Annotated in this window: 12 protein-coding genes; 11 read left to right on the top strand and 1 reads right to left on the bottom strand. The window is 57.1% G+C overall.

Annotation, left to right across the window (positions count from 1 at the left end; all coding sequences use genetic code 11):
• Nucleotides 1-40: 40 nt before the first annotated feature.
• Together KGZ89_08340 and KGZ89_08335 are read left to right on the top strand one after the other, a co-directional pair.
• On the top strand, nucleotides 41-421 hold the full coding sequence (locus KGZ89_08340) for a response regulator (GenBank protein ID MBS3974857.1): 381 nt from the start codon (nucleotides 41-43) through the stop codon (nucleotides 419-421).
• Entirely contained in the window at nucleotides 418-2,928 is a 2,511-nt protein-coding gene (locus KGZ89_08335; GenBank protein ID MBS3974856.1) for a PAS domain S-box protein, read from the top strand. The genes KGZ89_08340 and KGZ89_08335 overlap by 4 nt, the downstream gene beginning before the upstream one ends.
• A gap of 2 nt (nucleotides 2,929-2,930) precedes the next feature.
• Here the strand turns inward: KGZ89_08335 and KGZ89_08330 are convergent, their stop codons facing one another.
• A complete protein-coding gene (locus KGZ89_08330; protein MBS3974855.1) occupies nucleotides 2,931-5,501 on the bottom strand; it encodes a cell wall-binding repeat-containing protein in 2,571 nt (856 codons plus the stop codon).
• Between the two features lie 244 nt (nucleotides 5,502-5,745).
• Between KGZ89_08330 and pyrR the strand changes: the two genes are divergently transcribed.
• The 9 genes from pyrR (at nucleotide 5,746) to pyrF (ending at nucleotide 16,370) form a co-directional block, all read left to right on the top strand.
• Nucleotides 5,746-6,300 carry a bifunctional pyr operon transcriptional regulator/uracil phosphoribosyltransferase PyrR gene (gene pyrR, locus KGZ89_08325; protein MBS3974854.1) on the top strand — a complete coding sequence of 185 codons (555 nt, stop codon included), beginning with the start codon at nucleotides 5,746-5,748 and terminating at the stop codon, nucleotides 6,298-6,300.
• A gap of 1 nt (nucleotide 6,301) precedes the next feature.
• Nucleotides 6,302-7,237, top strand: coding sequence for an aspartate carbamoyltransferase catalytic subunit (locus tag KGZ89_08320; GenBank protein ID MBS3974853.1), 936 nt, complete (start codon nucleotides 6,302-6,304; stop codon nucleotides 7,235-7,237).
• Nucleotides 7,221-8,516, top strand: coding sequence for a dihydroorotase (locus tag KGZ89_08315; protein MBS3974852.1), 1,296 nt, complete (start codon nucleotides 7,221-7,223; stop codon nucleotides 8,514-8,516). The genes KGZ89_08320 and KGZ89_08315 overlap by 17 nt, the downstream gene beginning before the upstream one ends.
• Nucleotides 8,513-9,790 carry a glutamine-hydrolyzing carbamoyl-phosphate synthase small subunit gene (gene carA / locus KGZ89_08310; protein ID MBS3974851.1) on the top strand — a complete coding sequence of 426 codons (1,278 nt, stop codon included), beginning with the start codon at nucleotides 8,513-8,515 and terminating at the stop codon, nucleotides 9,788-9,790. Before KGZ89_08315 ends, carA begins: the two co-directional genes overlap by 4 nt.
• Nucleotides 9,780-10,631 (top strand): universal stress protein, encoded by an 852-nt coding sequence (locus KGZ89_08305; GenBank protein MBS3974850.1) that lies wholly within the window; start codon nucleotides 9,780-9,782, stop codon nucleotides 10,629-10,631. The genes carA and KGZ89_08305 overlap by 11 nt, the downstream gene beginning before the upstream one ends.
• Nucleotides 10,632-10,692: 61 nt before the next feature.
• The gene (gene carB, locus KGZ89_08300) at nucleotides 10,693-13,926 is read left to right on the top strand and encodes a carbamoyl-phosphate synthase large subunit (GenBank protein ID MBS3974849.1); all 3,234 of its coding nucleotides are present in this window, start codon (nucleotides 10,693-10,695) and stop codon (nucleotides 13,924-13,926) included.
• Nucleotides 13,919-14,725 carry a dihydroorotate dehydrogenase electron transfer subunit gene (locus tag KGZ89_08295; protein ID MBS3974848.1) on the top strand — a complete coding sequence of 269 codons (807 nt, stop codon included), beginning with the start codon at nucleotides 13,919-13,921 and terminating at the stop codon, nucleotides 14,723-14,725. The genes carB and KGZ89_08295 overlap by 8 nt, the downstream gene beginning before the upstream one ends.
• Nucleotides 14,722-15,666 (top strand): dihydroorotate dehydrogenase, encoded by a 945-nt coding sequence (locus KGZ89_08290; protein ID MBS3974847.1) that lies wholly within the window; start codon nucleotides 14,722-14,724, stop codon nucleotides 15,664-15,666. The genes KGZ89_08295 and KGZ89_08290 overlap by 4 nt, the downstream gene beginning before the upstream one ends.
• Nucleotides 15,663-16,370 (top strand): orotidine-5'-phosphate decarboxylase, encoded by a 708-nt coding sequence (gene pyrF, locus KGZ89_08285; protein ID MBS3974846.1) that lies wholly within the window; start codon nucleotides 15,663-15,665, stop codon nucleotides 16,368-16,370. The genes KGZ89_08290 and pyrF overlap by 4 nt, the downstream gene beginning before the upstream one ends.
• Nucleotides 16,371-16,388 lie beyond the last annotated feature (18 nt).

Here is a 16,388-nt window from a genome sequence, read left to right as displayed (position 1 = left end):
AATAAGAGAATCGATTTTTTCCTGATGCAGGGGGGCGATTATGTCGACGAAAATCTTAGTGGTCGAAGACGACCCGCAAAACCTGTATTTGACCAAGTTTCTGCTTGAGCGGGCGGGTCACGAGATCGTTGTCGCGACCGATGGGGTTCAGGCTGTCGCGCTCGCCGAGTGCCGCCCTGACCTGATACTCATGGATATGCTGATGCCTCGCCTGGACGGTTGGGCCGCTACCCGTAAGATCCGGGAGCTTTACGGACGTGCTATCCCCATCGTGGCGTTGACATCTTACTCAATGAAGGGCGACCGCGAGTCGATAATTCAAGTAGGGTGTGATGGGTGTATCACCAAACCGATTGATCCTGAAACATTTTGTGAGCAAGTAGAGCTCTATCTCCAACCGAGAGTCCAGGAGGACGAGTGAATATTCTGCTAGTTGAAGATGACGGGCCATCACGTTACCTGATGACCGCGATACTGAGGTCGGCGAATCACGAGGTTGTTTCCGTTTGCAACGGCATTGAGGCGCTGGACGCGACACGCTCTCACAGCTTCGACTTGCTCGTTACCGACATTTTAATGCCCAAAATGGATGGCTTCCAGCTTGTTTGGCGGTGGAAGAATGACCCGACTTTAGTCAATGTGCCGGTAGTGTTCGTGACGGCTTCCTATACCGATGATGAGGACGAGAAGTTCGCGATAGAGCTTGGTGCGGATGGCTTTTTGAATAAGCCAGTTGATGCTGACAGGTTGCTTGCGACTGTGGAGGAGGTAGCGCACATCTCCAGCACTAGTAAGGCTTGCGCGCCGATCCAGCGGGATGAAGCTCGCATTCTGCGAGCTTACAGTGACCGTGTTGTCTGCAAGTTGGAGCAGAAACTTGCCGAACTTGAGCGCTCGAATGCGATCATCGATCAGACAACGAGGGAGCTAGGTGATCAGATCGTCGTGAAGAGCCGTCTGATTGACAGCCTGACCCAAGAGATAGGCAAAGGTGTGGCTAAGGCTGAAGAGCTGCAAAAAGCACTTGATTTCAACAAGCTTGTCATCGATACGGCAGAAGTGTTCATCTGCTCCACAGATTCCGCCGGGCGGATCGTACTTTTCTCTCCCGGGGCGGAGCGAATATCTGGTTATGCCGCCGACGAGATGCTCGGAAAGTGCGCGGCAGAAATTTTTTCTCCGCCGGATCAGGTCAAGGCACGCAAGATAATGGACGAAGCCATTATGGCCGATGGCTTGCCGGTCTCATATTCAGAGGCTTGGGTCATGAACTCTGGAGTGATGAAGATACTCAGGTGGTCGGTGTCGGTGATCAAGGATGCACACGGCAGCCCGATAGGTGTCATCCGTTTTGGTATCGATGTCACGGAGCAACTCTACGTCCGCGGGGCCGAACGGGTGATGAGTATACTTGACGTATCCATTCTTCAAAGCAGCTCTCTCGCGGAGATGTTGCACTCTGCAAGCGATCAAATTGCGCATGAATTCAAGATGGGCTCAGTTCTTATAATGCTGTTCGATGAAAAAGATGGTTTGGAGCTCACGGCAGCTACCGGACGCCTCTCCCCGAAGGCAACTAAACCGCTTCTGGACTTCGCATGCACACGATTTGCTGATGATGGGATGCCCCCAGTGGCCTTTGTGGTGGACCTCTGTGATTCGCAAGCGCGAAGCGAATGGCAGGTTCTGGCGCAAGACCCCAATGTGAGGAGCGCGGTTTTTTGTCCCATCAAGGCTGAAAATCGTGTGAAAGGTTGTCTGATCGCGCTTTCTGACTTCAATGAGACCGCCGCCGACATGAAGATCCAGTCGATGGAAGCCGTGGCATGCCGAGTGGGTGCGGCGCTGAGCGTTGCCGAAACTAGGGAAAAGGTGCTACTTCAATCCGCGGCACTGGATTGGGCAGGCAATGCCATTCTGATTACCGATGCTTACGGCAAGATCATCTGGGCCAACACGGTGCATAGGGAGATGACTGGATACTTCGCGAGTGAGGTCATCGGCACAGAACTCTTCTCGACCGGTCAGGGATACGCGGAATTGGGCTATCGCGATGTATGGAACTCGGTCGTGGGAGGCAAGCGCTGGCAAGGAGAGTTATTGAATAAAGATCGCAGTGGGCGGGAGTATCTTGAGAGCGTGACGATCTCTCCAGTGTTCGATGGTGCCGGCAAGGTTGTCAGCGTAGTGATAGTCAAAAGTGACGCAAGTAAAAGCCTGAAATTTGAGCGGCTAAGAAGCGATTTCGTCTCGATGGTCTCTCACGAGTTGCGCACTCCTCTTACCAAGATTATTGGCTACTCCGATCTTTTGGAGTCAAAGATAGGTGTAGATCACGAGCAGTATGACACGGCGGTTGCGGCCATTAGACAAAACGCCGCCACAATGCATCATATGATCGAGAAACTGCTTTCAGTGACACAGTTGATGGCCGGACTCGATGATCTCAAGTCACGGACCGTTGATATTTGCAAGCTAGTTGACCAGATGTCAACGGGCGCGGCCGCGGAATCGGGCAGGCGTGTAGACGTAGCGCTATCCGCCGAAGCTTGCGAGCTTGATGTGGATCCGGAGTTTATCGGCAGAGCGCTCGGCAACATTCTTGACAACGCCTTAAAATATTCGCCTGAAGGCAGCACGGTATCGGTTACCGTGGAGCGAGCCGGTTCGCATATGTCGATTTCCGTCGCCGATGAAGGTGCCGGTATCGATGAGGATCGGCTAGAGGAGATATTCGAACCCTTCATTCAGGCTGACATGTCTTCCACGAGAGACCACGGTGGCATAGGCCTTGGGTTGTTTTTAGCCAAGCGCTTTGTCGAGGCTCACGGAGGAGAGATTGAGGTGCGCCGGAGAGTCGAGCATGGTTCGGTATTTGATATCCGGCTCCCGCTCGGAAAGCATATGCTTGAGTGCGACGAGGAATAAATTTAGCGCAAAAGCGCGTTTCTTATCTCGAACTCAAGGTCATATCCAATTGCCCCCGACCCGCCCAGAAATGTGACATTACCGATAGTATGGCCAGGAGAGCGCAGCCACGCTGTCAGGTCTGTCCGCACGGCTGTAGCCTGATCGGTCAGGATGATCGGAGTGCGCCTGCCTCCGAATAGCTGTCCGGCCGCAAGTGCGTCAGGAAATGCCGTACCCGTGGCGAAGCCCAGGCGGCCGGCGTCGAATAGGGGTTTGGATCCACTACGGCCATACTCGGCGATCTTGCGCGAAGTCTCATAGCGGTTGGCGCCCCAGATGCGATAAGGTCTCCACAGGCTGGCTCGCAGGTGGTCATGCACCGCTTTTGAGATCACGCCCTCGCCGCCGAGTACTAAAGTCTCATAAGGCCTGATGACCCTGAGGGCTCCTTCTGTCGAGGTCGTAAGAGCAGAGCGTCGCGTCAGCAAGATGGGGATACGCGCCGAGGCGGCCAACGCTGACCCGGCAAGCGCGTCTGGAAAGTTTTCCCCAGAAGCAACGACTACCCGGTTGGCCTGGCTGTTGGCTGCGGGGTGCGTGTAGTCTCTGACGCGGTTGGCGATTCTTGCGGCGGTTGCGTACCTGTCGTGGCCTTGAAGGCGCTCGACAGTGCCGGTAATCGGAAGGCTTCTTATCGCGCTCTCAACTGCCGGGGAGATCGCTCCCGACCCGCCGAGGATATAGATGCGCTGTGGCCGCAAGCGAAGTATCTCGTCACGTACCTCTAGTGACAGGCGGTTTGCGCGGGTCAGCAGTAGAGGTCCGCTGGACACAGAGGCAAGCGTTCCACCCGCTAGTCCATCGGGCCAGTTTTCGCCTGAAGCGATTACGACCGAAGAAGATGTTGCGGGAAAGGATGCTTGGCTGATCGCGAGCGCTGTCCGGAAGCGGTTGGCTCCTTCCAGCCGCAAGGAATTGATCGTATGCGACCCTGCCGCAACGTTTACGCTCACGGTGGTAGGCTGCTGAGCGCTCCATCTGTCGGAAGCGAACGATCGTACCCACACCGTATTGGGCCCGCTAGCAGGCAGCACGAGCCTTCCGCTTGTGCTGGTGGTTCGGTAGGCGCTACCTCCTTCGTACCCATAAAGGTAGAACACTCCTTGGCCTTCTGCTGCACTCCAGGTCAAACGCACCTCACGGCTGTTTTGCGCGTGGGGTCCGACGGAGAGAGTGACTGGATTTTGAATAGCTATCGCCTGTTGCATGTGCTCGAAGAGTCTGTACGAATCGAACCTGCCGAACCCTGTTTCGTTGTCGAATTCAGGCTCAGAACCGTAAGTGCCGACAGCGGTGGTTTGAGCGAATGAAAGCATCTCCTCAGGGGTAAGATCGGGCACCAACGACCAGAGGTAGGCTATCGAGCCCGCGACCAAAGGAGTCGCAAAAGAGGTTCCAGCTACCTGGGTAGTGTCTCCACTGGGCCTGACCGTCCAGATTCTCCGACCAGCGGCGACCACGTCCAGTTCCGGGCCAGAATTCGAGAATTCTGAGCGCTGACCGGACTCAAAATCTATCGAGCCGACGGCTAGGGCTCCCTCGCACGCGGCGGGGTATAAAACGGGCCCATTGTTGTTACCCGCAGCGGCGACAACCAAGGAGCCTTTAGCGATGCAGTAGTCCACAGCTGCCTGCCATACGTCGCGAGTCGCCGTGTCAGGCACCGATCGGCGGTCGACCATGGTGGTCGCAGGGTCTCCGAATGAGGCGTTGATCACCCTGGCGCTCCTGTTGGCGGCGTCCATCATCGCAGCTATGATGTCAGCCCTGTAGCCTTCGTTACGGCTGTCAAGCGCCTTGTACACAAGTATGCTGCTATCGAGATCGTAGAGCGCTCCAGCGATGGCAAAATTATTGTTGGTGTTGGCCGCGATGACGCTGGCGACAGCCGTTCCGTGGAAGTTATTAGAGTCATCCGAAGTGTTCGCACTTGGGGTAGGCGCCACGTTATTCAGCACCGGAACAAAGCGCCCGGTATCCTCCATCAAAGGAATCGACACGCCGGTATCTATGATCGCCATCGTCACCCCTCGGCGGTGTCTGTTCATGGCAAAGCCACTCGTCTCATCGCGGGTAATCTGCCACACCGACTCAAGCCCTATCGAATTTGTCGCGATAGTGCTCGGGCCCAGATAGAGGTGCTGGCCTTTGATAGGCGGCGGGTATCTCGGATCGTTCGGAGGTGATGAAAGGGCTTCGATCAGCCGGTTTTCCGCCGCGGCCACGACGGAGGGGTTATCCAGCGCATTCTTCACGGCCTTACGGGGATCGGCGCCTTTTGGTAGATGGACTTCTATCAATCGCTCGTTTACAACATCGATATCCGATGGCGCGTGCCCGTCCTTTGCTAGCTGGTGAAAGTCAGAGACGGCCATGGTGTCGTCTTCATAGATGACGATTATGCTCGGAGCGCTGTCAGGTGCAGCCGGAGCCGAAGCGAGGCTTAGAGTGCTAATTGAAAGCAGGCAAACGATCGCTATGGAGATCGGCAGGCGGCCCAAGGATCTGAAGAAGTCGCGGCTTTTTTTCATCATGTCTCTATTATATATCCCGGCGAGACACCATTGGCAGTCAGCCTTACAACTGGTATCCTGAGACACGACCTTTAACTGCGGTCCTGTGAGGCCGGCAAGGAACCAAAGATGGCTTACCGCCTTAGCGGCGGGGGGTCAGATCCGCCTTCTTGCCGGTAGCGCGAGGAGGCTTTTTTATGCTACACAGCATGTTGACTCCCACGGGCGAGAATAAGTGGCTTTCCCGGGCCGGTGATGCGTGATGGGGTATCGCATCAAAGCGGTGGTGATGGATGCGGATGCTATCGAACGCGCGATTACCCGGATAGCACATGAGGTGCTGGAGCAGAACAAGGGCGCCGAAGACATCGCGGTGGTAGGGATTTTGACCAGGGGAGCCCGGCTCGCCGAGCGTCTCTCGCGAAAGATATTCGAAATCGAGGGAGCCAGAATACCGACTGGCTCGCTGGACATCTCCTTTTATAGAGACGATGTCGGCGTGCGCCTCAATCCAGAAGTACACCGTACCGAAATTCCCTTTCAGGTTGAGGGCAGAAACATAGTGTTAGTCGACGATGTGCTCTTTACGGGCAGGACTATCCGCGCCGCGATGGACGCGATCATGGATTACGGTCGCCCGGGGTCGATCAAGTTGGCCGTACTTGTTGACCGCGGCCACAGAGAGCTTCCGATTAGGGCGGACTTTGCCGGCAAGAACATCCCTTCAAGCCGGAAGGAAAAAGTCCAGGTCTCATTGAGCGAGACAGATGGACGCGATGTCGTGGAAATTCTCGAAGTGACACGGGAAGGGGCGTGAGTTGCTTAGCTGCAGACATATCACCGCAGTCGAGGATATGACCACCGAGGATATTTTGGTAATCCTCGACACAGCTGAATCTTTTCTCGAAGTCAATCAGCGCAGGATCAAGAAGCTTCCAACGCTGAGAGGGAGGACGATAGTCAATCTGTTTCTCGAGCCCTCTACCCGCACGAGGACAAGTTTTGAGATAGCGGCGAAGCGCCTCAGCGCGGACGCGATCAATATCTCCGGTTCCGCCAGTGCTACGGTGAAGGGGGAGTCGTTGCGCGATACGGCGCAAACGCTCTCCGCGATGGCCTGCGATCTTGTGGTCGTAAGGCACGCCTACGCCGGCGCGGCCAGTATACTGGCGCAGTGCATGGACTCTCAAGTGATAAATGGCGGCGACGGGAAGCATCAACATCCCACTCAGGCACTGCTCGATCTTTTCACTATACGCAAAAAGATGGATCGCCTTGATGGGCTGAAGGTGGGCATTGTTGGCGACATCGCCAATTCGCGCGTGGCAAGATCGCTTGTTCCCGCGCTGAAGGCGGTGGGAGCCTCGGCCGTCCTTGTTGGTCCTCCGACACTGATGCCTTCTCGTCCGACCGCACTTGGTGCCGAGGTGTCCTTCTCCCTCGACGAGGTGTTGGACGATCTCGATGTCGTATATTTACTACGGATACAGATGGAGCGAAGTGAACAGGCGGCGTTTCCCAGTATCAGGGAGTACGCAAAGCTGTACGCGATCAACTCGGCGCGGCTCAATCGTATGAAGCCGGGGGCGCTGCTGATGCATCCCGGTCCGATGAACCGCGGCGTTGAAGTGTCTTCCGATGTTGCGGACAGTGCTCGATCGGTCGTTCTCGACCAGGTCACTGCGGGTGTCGCGGTTCGTATGGCGGTGATGTACCTGATGCTGGGAGGTTCCGATAGTGGCTCTACTGCTTAAGGGTGGACGTGTTGTAGACCCTCAGGTTGGACTTGACGGCGTCATGGATGTGGTCGTGTGTGACGGCGTTATCGTAGAGGTGGGCGAATATCTTGAAATCCCGAAAGGCGAAGTGATCGATTGCTCGGGAAAGCTGGTGCTCCCGGGACTCGTCGACCTCCATGTTCATCTTCGCGAGCCTGGCCGGGAGGATGTGGAGACGATCGAAAGCGGAACACGCGCCGCGGCGCGAGGAGGCTTTACGGCAGTTTGCGCGATGCCCAATACCTCCTCGGCGATAGATACCGGCTCGAAAGTACGCTTTGTCATCGAGCGCGCCCTAGAGCGCGGTCTTGTCCGGGTTCATCCCATCGGTGCCTGTACGGTAGGACAGCAGGGCCAGGCGCTTGCCGAGATCGCCGACATGATCGCGGAGGGAGCCGTAGGGTTTAGCGATGATGGGCGCGGCATCCAAAGTGCCGGCATGATGCGCAGAGCCATGGATTACGCGAAAGCGTTCGGCACGACGGTCATCAGTCACTGCGAAGATGAGTCGCTCGCCGGGAAAGGCGTGGTCAACGAAGGAGTTGTTTCGACCCTGCTGGGCTTGAGCGGTCAGCCCGCCGCCGCCGAAGATGTGATGGTCGCGCGTGACATTCGTCTCGCCGAGCTGACGGGGTGTCGACTTCATCTCGCGCATCTGTCGACGAAGGAAAGCGCCGAGCTTGTTCGGCAGGCCAAGGCCAGGGGCGTGAAGGTGACCGCCGAAGTGACTCCGCATCATCTGTTTCTCGATGAGAGCGCGCTAAGCTCAGAGTACGATACCAACCTAAAGATGAATCCTCCCTTGAGGACACCGGAAGATAGGCAGGCGCTTATCGAAGCCCTCATTGACGGCACCATCGATTGCGTGGCGACTGATCACGCTCCGCATGCGGCTCATGAGAAGGAGCGCGAATTCGAGCTGGCTCCATTCGGAATCACGGGTCTGGAAACCGCGCTTCCCTTAGTGATCACGCATTTGATCCGGCCGGGTTTGCTGAGCTGGCCTGATTTCGCCAGAGCGCTCGCTGTCGCTCCGCGGATGGCTCTTGGTCTGCCCGAGGTCAAGGTAGCCGCGGGCTTCTCGGCGGATATCACCGTTATTGATCCTGAGGCTAAGGTAGAAGTTGAGGCAGAGTCTTTCGAGAGCAAATCCGTCAATTCGCCATTTATTGGCGAGCGACTTTTTGGCAAGGCCACAGAGGTCCTAGTTGGAGGAAGGCTTGCTTTGAGAAGCGGAGAGGTAGTTCCAAGATGAAGATTCCCGCCGCTGTACTGGCGCTCGAGGACGGCACCGTATATGAGGGTCGCTCTTGCGGCGCTTCCGGCGAGGCTTCCGGCGAGGTTGTTTTCAACACCTCGCTTACCGGCTATCAGGAGATCCTGACGGATCCAAGTTATGCCGGGCAGATCATCACGATGACGATGCCGCACATAGGAAACTATGGCGTCAACGGAGCTGATATGGAGTCTCGCGGTGTTTTCGCCCGAGGGCTTGTAGTTCGCTCGATGTGCGAGACGCCGAGCAATTGGCGCTCGGAAGAGTCTCTCCCGCACTTTCTGGTGCGTCACAACGTGGTTGCGATCGAGGGCATCGACACCAGGAGTCTTACCAAGCGGATTCGCGAAGTCGGCGCCATGAAGGCGATAGTGTCGACGACTGACTTTGACCCGGACTCACTGGTGGCCAAAGCTCGCAAATCGCCAGGACTTGTCGGCAGGGATCTTGTCTCGGAGGTCGCGGTAAGCGCGCCATATACCTGGGGCATGCCTGTCCCGGGAGGAGGAGTTCCCGTCGATCTGGGTAACCTGCCTGATCCTGTCCGGTATCGGGTGGTCGCGTTTGACTCGGGAATCAAGTACAACATCTTGCGATGCCTTGCCAATGCCGGCTGTGAGGTTATCGTGGTTCCGCCAAAAACGAGCGCTTCGGCAGTTCGGGAGCTAAAGCCACAAGGCCTCTTCTTTGCCAATGGACCTGGGGATCCGGCCGCTGTGGATTTCCTCTACTCGACGCTTCAGGAGCTTCTCGGCGAAGTGCCTGTTTTCGGCATATGCCTCGGTCATCAGATGCTCTCCCTCGCACTGGGATGCACGACATATAAGCTCAAGTACGGCCATCGCGGCGGCAATCAGCCTGTGATGAACCTGCTCTCCGGTGAGGTCGAGATTACCAGCCAGAACCACGGATTTTGCGTGGATTTCTCCTCGATAGGGCCGCTAATCGCCGAGGAAAGCGGCGGCCTTGCTCATGACTGCGGAGACATCGCGTCTTGGGTCGCATCCCGAGTCGCTCCTGTTGTCGCATCGAGCCGCTTCGGGCGTGTTCAGCTTACGCATGTCAATCTCAACGACATGACTGTCGAGGGCATCAGGTTACTCGATATTCCGGCTTTTTCGGTGCAGTACCACCCCGAGGCTGCGCCAGGGCCACACGACTCAAAGTACCTGTTTGAGGTCTTCACACGAATGATGGATGGGGACGAAAACCCCTGGGTTGCGAGAAATCAAGGTGATCTCGATGTTGCGTAATGTCCTGATTCCAGTGGGTCTGAGCGAGGAAGACGAGCTCGTAGTAGATTTCGCCAAAGGATTGTATGAGTCGGGTGCCCGTAGATTGATCATCGCCCACACTGTGGATGCAAGTGGCATGGAGGGTCCGATTATCGCAAGAGCGATAGACAAAGCTCTTCTGGAGCTGCGGAAAGTGGCATCGCGCCTGCCGGCGAGCGGGATGGACGTTGAGCTTCGTATAGCAACCGGAGATCCTGTTGCCGAGATGGTGGCGCTCGCCGCCGAGGCGGGGATCGACAGTGTTGTATGCGGCACGCATGCCAAGGATTTGCTGACCAAACTCATCGCTGGTTCCGTCTCCGAACAGATAGCACTGGAAGCGACGGTTCCGACGATGCTGATTCGTTACGACCTCCTTCGCGACCGAGCCGAGCCAAGCGAACTTGCCTCGGCATTTGGTCGCAGGGTGCTCATTCCCACTGACTTTACGCCCTCAGCCACAAGGGCCTTTATCACCGCTACCGCGATGGAAAAAGGGCTGCTGGAAGCGGTGCATATCGTGCATGTGATCACTGAAGCACTGGAGCCGGAGGCAATGGCCGAAGCGCAGCAGGAAGCATACTCCCGGGTGGAGGGGCTTGTCAGAACCGCATCGGGTTCGGGGATAGAGGTTAGCGCAGTAGTTATGCACGGAGATCCTGTCGATGTAATTCTCGGCCAGGCGAAAAAGACGGGTGCTACCGGCATCATGTTGGGGCGCAAGGACGCTGGTCCGCTACGCGCGATTTCGGTTTCTCCAGGCGCCACGGCGATGGGGTTGATCAGCGGCGCTGAGTGCCCGGTTGTGTTTGTTCCATAGATGAACATTTGTGATCTTTTTGTACAGCAGAGAAATCCGGCCAGAAAAGTGAAGGAGCAGTATGCCGCGGCGTGACGACATACACAAGATTCTGGTTGTAGGCGCGGGCCCGATCGTCATAGGGCAGGCGTGCGAGTTTGACTACTCGGGCTCGCAGGCGTGCAAGGTTTTGCGTGAGGAAGGGTACGAGATAGTCCTGGTCAACAGCAATCCGGCAACGATCATGACCGACCCTGAACTTGCGCATCGCACTTACGTCGAGCCGGTGACTCCGCAGTTCGTCGCCAAGGTCATCGAGCGTGAGCGGCCGGATGCTCTTTTGCCGACCCTCGGCGGGCAGACGGGCCTGAACTGCGCTGTCGCTCTGGCGGAGTCAGGCGTTCTCGACGAGTACGGCGTCGAGCTTATCGGCGCGAAGCTGGATGCGATCAAGATGGGCGAGGACCGCAGGTTGTTTGCTGAGGCTATGGGTCGAATAGGTCTTTCCGTGCCTCGCGGCGGCTACGCTTACTCGGTTCACGATGCGGAGCGCGTGGTCGAGAAGATCGGCATGCCAGTTGTGATCAGGCCATCGTTTACGCTCGGCGGAGCAGGTGGCGGGATTGCGTACAACATTGAGGAGCTTCGCGAGATCGTGGCTGGAGGAATCGCGCTTTCGCCACGCGGAGAGGTGCTCGTCGAGGAGAGCGTGCTGGGCTGGAAGGAGTATGAGATGGAGGTGATGAGGGACCGCAAAGATAACGTTGTGATCGTGTGTTGCATCGAGAACTTCGATCCAATGGGGATTCATACCGGCGACTCCATCACCGTGGCGCCGGCCCAGACCCTGACCGATCGCGAGTATCAAAAGATGCGGGATGCGTCCATCGCGATCATGCGCGAGATAGGAGTGGAGACCGGCGGCAGCAACGTTCAATTCGCCGTGAACCCGGAAGACGGCAAGCTTGTCGTAATCGAGATGAATCCTCGTGTTTCGCGCTCAAGCGCTCTGGCCTCAAAAGCCACTGGTTTTCCCATCGCTAAATTCGCGGCGAAACTCGCTGTCGGGTATACGCTCGACGAGATTTCCAATGACATCACCAAAAAGACCCCTGCCAGCTTTGAGCCAAGCATCGACTATACGGTCGTCAAGGTGCCGAGATGGGCGTTTGAGAAGTTTGAGGGCACCGATGAGACCCTGACGACGAAGATGAAGTCGGTCGGCGAAGTGATGGCGATAGGTCGTACATTTGAAGAGGCGCTCGGAAAAGCAATGCGCTCGCTTGAGAATGGAAGACTTGGGCTGGGGGCGGATGGCAAGGATTCTATATGTGAGCACAAGTTCGAGAATATGCTCTCAACCCCGACAGAGCAGCGAATATTCTATATCGCCGAGGCCTTTCGCCGAGGTAAGTCGGTCGAGGATGTCCACCTGTTGACCAGGGTAGATAGGTGGTTTCTGCAGAAAATAGAATCTATGGTTCAAGTAGAGGGTTATATCAGGCGGGCCGGGACGCTGGCTGAAGTAGACGCTGAGCTTATGTGTCAGGCAAAACAGCACGGTCTTGGTGATGCCCAGATAGGGTGGTTACTCGAAGCTTCCGAGGACCAAGTCCGGCAACACAGGCTCGAGTTGGGTGTAATACCTGCCTTCAAAGCGGTTGACACCTGCGCGGCCGAGTTTGCGGCGGAAACACCATATTTCTACAAGACCTACGAGGCCGAGAGCGAGACCGGCCCCGCTGACGCTAAGGGCAGGATAATGATTCTTGGTGCCGGGCCGAATCGCATCGGCCAGGGAATCGAGTTCGATTACTGTTGCGTGCATGCTGCCTACGCCTTGGGCGAGGCGGGTTTTGAGACAATCATGGTCAACTGCAACCCGGAAACAGTCTCTACCGACTATGACACCAGCGACAGGCTGTACTTCGAACCCCTTACGTTTGAAGACGTCATGGACATAATCGACGTCGAGAAGCCCATCGGCGTGCTTGTGACCTTTGGCGGTCAGACTCCGCTGAAACTCGCGCAGAGATTGGCAAGCGCGGGAGTCCCCATCTTGGGCACCGGCCCGGATGCGATCGATCTTGCCGAGGATCGCAAGCGATTCCAGGCCCTTCTCGATAGGCTAGAGATTGCGTATCCTCCCGCAGGTACGGCTCACACTCTTCAGGAGGCCGCCGATGTCGCAGCTTCGATAGGCTTTCCTCTACTGGTCCGTCCCAGTTACGTGCTTGGCGGCCGTGGAATGGTTATCGCGTACTGTGAAGATTATCTCGAGCGATATATGCACGAAGCGACCGTAATCTCGCCAGATCACCCTGTGCTTCTCGACAGATTTCTTGAAGGGGCGATCGAGGTGGACGTGGACGCTGTTTGCGACACACGTGACGTCTACATCGGCGGTGTCATGGAGCACATCGAGGAGGCGGGAATCCACTCCGGAGATTCGGCCTGCTGCATACCGCCTTTCACGCTCGGTCAGGAGACGATCGATCTGATTCGCGCGCATACGCGCACGCTCGCGCTTGAGCTTGGCGTCAAAGGACTTATGAATATTCAGTTTGCGGTAAAGGATGCCGCGGTTTATGTCATCGAGGTAAATCCGCGGGCGAGCAGGACAGTGCCGTTCGTCAGCAAGGCTACGGGAGTTCCGTTGGCCAAGATCGCAGCGCGTGTAATGGCGGGCGAGATGCTCTCAGATATGGGTCTGCCAGCCGACGACCGTGAGCTGGAGTGGTTTTGCGTCAAGGAGGCGGTCATGCCATTCGGTAGATTTCCGGGCTCGGACAGCGTGCTTGGTCCCGAGATGAAGTCCACCGGTGAAGTGATGGGTATTGCCAAGGACTTTCCTTCGGCGTACGCCAAATCCCAGTTGGCTGTAGATTACTCGCTTCCTGTCGGCGGGAAAGCGTTTATTAGCGTGTGTGACAGAGACAAACGAGCGGTTGTCCCTGTCGCAAGGCATCTGCACGCGCTTGGGTTTGAGATTCTTTCGACCCGGGGAACCGCTCGAACCCTGAAAGCCGCCGGGATTCCAGTCATCGAGGTGCTAAAGAAACACGAAGGGCGCCCCAATATTTTGGATGCGTTGGTAAACGGCGAGGTTCAACTTGTGATCAACACGCCGTTCGGGCAAGAGACGCGTTCTGATGGATATCATATTCGCACCGCTGCGGTACAGCACGGGGTAACCAACATAACGACCATGTCGGCCGCCCAGGCGGCTGTAGGAGCGATTGAGGCCGCAAAGCGAGGTAACCTTGAAGTTGTCGCTTTGCAGGACTTCCAGGAGGCAGGCGTGCTCGATGTGTGATCTATGCGAGACGCAGCAAAGTCGCATACTACCGAGCCTCACAGAAGCGGTGGTTATTGCCAATGAGATGATCACCGGGAAAGTCGGACTCATGGTCTTGCGTGCTCCAGCTGTGGCCGCGACGGTTGAGCCGGGGCAGTTCGTTCATCTTCGAGTGGCCAAAGGCCGCGATTTTCTTTTGCGCCGCCCTTTTTCGGTCTATAGAGCTTTTGACGAGACGATTCACATTCTCTATCAGGTAGTCGGGATTGGCACGTCGGAGATGGCGGAAGCCAAGGAAGGCGCGAAAATGGACCTTATCGGCCCTATCGGCCGAGGATGGAAGATCCCTGACCGAGCCAAAAGCGCACTTCTCGTGGCGGGAGGTGTTGGCGCCGCGCCCCTGGCGATGCTGGCGGAGCGGCTTTCCGAAAATGGAGTCTCCGTGAGCGTTGCTCTCGGTGCTTTGACCGCCGATGAGCTCTACTGCCTCGACCTGTTTCGGCAAACAGCTCAATCGGTGGCCTGTTGTACCGATGACGGCTCGACCGGCATCGAAGGCAGGGTTACGATCGCCGCAAGCGATATGTTATCCCAGGGCGCCTTTGATGTTGTCTACACCTGCGGACCCGAAGTCATGCAGCAGGCAGTCGTCATGCTCGCTAGAAAAGCCGCAGTGCCGTGCCAGGTTTCACTGGAGCGCCTGATGGCTTGCGGGATCGGCGCTTGCCTTTCTTGTGTCGTTGCCACGAAAGATGGAAACAAGCGAGCATGCGTGGATGGGCCAGTGTTCGACGCCGATGAGGTGCTGTGGAGATGAACGACGACGTCAGGTCGACATCGCAAGTGGATATGAGCGTGCGTATAGGTCCGCTTGAGCTTGCCAATCCTGTGGTGACCGCAAGTGGCACGTTCGCAAGTGGGGTAGAGTACTCGGACTTTTTTGACCTGAACCGCCTCGGGGCTTTAGTCACTAAGGGAGTGTCCGCGAAAAGCTGGGAGGGTAATCCCGCGCCAAGGATCGCCGAGACAGCCAGCGGCATGCTCAACTCGATAGGGCTCCAAAACCCCGGAGCAGACCGCTTCATAGAGCGCGATCTTCGCTGGCTACGGGAGCACTTTCCGACAGTGCCGTTGATTGTAAACGTCAACGGCCACACGGTAGAAGAGTATGTAGAGGTAGTGGAGCGCCTCGATGCGCAGGAGGGTATCTCGGCGTACGAGGTCAACATATCCTGCCCGAATGTAGATGCCGGGGGCATGGCGTTTGGCACCACCTGCGCCGCAGCCGCGCAGGTCACACGTGCAGTGCGGTCGGTAACGCATCGGCCACTGATCGTAAAGCTTTCACCAAACGTCACTGACATAACTAAGATAGCCCGGGCGGTCGAGGATGAAGGTGCCGAGGCCCTCTCACTCATCAACACCGTGCTGGGCATGTCGATAGATGCGAATACATTCAGGCCCAGACTCGCTCGTGTCGTAGGTGGTCTGTCGGGCCCGGCGATAAAGCCGATTGCCCTGCGGATGGTCTGGCAGGTTGCCTCGGCGGTCAAGATACCCATTATCGGCATGGGGGGGATCGCTTCAGCGACAGACGCAGCCGAATTCATGCTCGCAGGCGCCAGCGCGGTGGCGGTGGGGACGGCGAACTTCATTGATCCTCTTGCTTGTGTGAGGACTATCGATGGGTTGCACGAGTTTTGCCGCTCGAAGGGCATCGCTCGTGTCTCAGACCTGACAGGAGCACTCAGAACATGAAGTTGACAAGAGATTCGCTCATCGTCGCGCTGGATACGGACGCGACCACAGCGCTAAAGATCGCCTCGTCGCTACAGGGCGAGGTGCGTTGGGTCAAAATCGGTATGACCCTGTATTACTCGGCGGGTCCGGCAATCGTAAAAAAGCTGCTGGAGATGGGGTTCGAGATATTTCTGGACCTCAAGCTCTACGACATCCCGCATCAAGTCGAAGGCGCGGCACGGGAGATTTCCCGCCTCGGCGTATCGATGATCACAGTACACGCCTCTGGTGGTGCCGAGATGATGCGCTTGGCCGTGAAGGGCGCCGCCGAGGGGGCGCAAGCTTGCGGGCTGAATCCCCCGAAGGTACTCGCGGTATCGGTCCTCACGAGCTTTTCCGCCGACGCCCTGCGCGAAACAGGCGTTGACCGCTCCATCGCCGAGCAAGTCGCCTTGCTTGTCGATCTCGCAGCTGCGGCGGGAGTCGATGGAGTCGTCTGCTCGCCCCATGAGGCGACTTTGGCCAGAGCCGCACTGCCCTCAGGCGCGTGGGTGGTCACCCCCGGAGTCCGGGCCGCAGCTTCTTCCCCCGACGATCAGGTGCGTGTGGCCACTGTCGAAGAGGCGCTTTCGGCAGGAGCTTCTCATGTGGTTATCGGCCGCCCAATCACGCAGGCCGACGATGTCCGCTTTGCTGTCCGTCATCTGTACCAAGGAGAGTAGGGAGTGCATGGAAAAGTA

The sequence above is a fragment of the Actinomycetota bacterium genome (assembly GCA_018334075.1).
Lineage (GTDB): Bacteria > Actinomycetota > Coriobacteriia > Anaerosomatales > UBA912 > JAGXSC01.
This window is presented reverse-complemented; position numbering and strand designations above follow the sequence as displayed.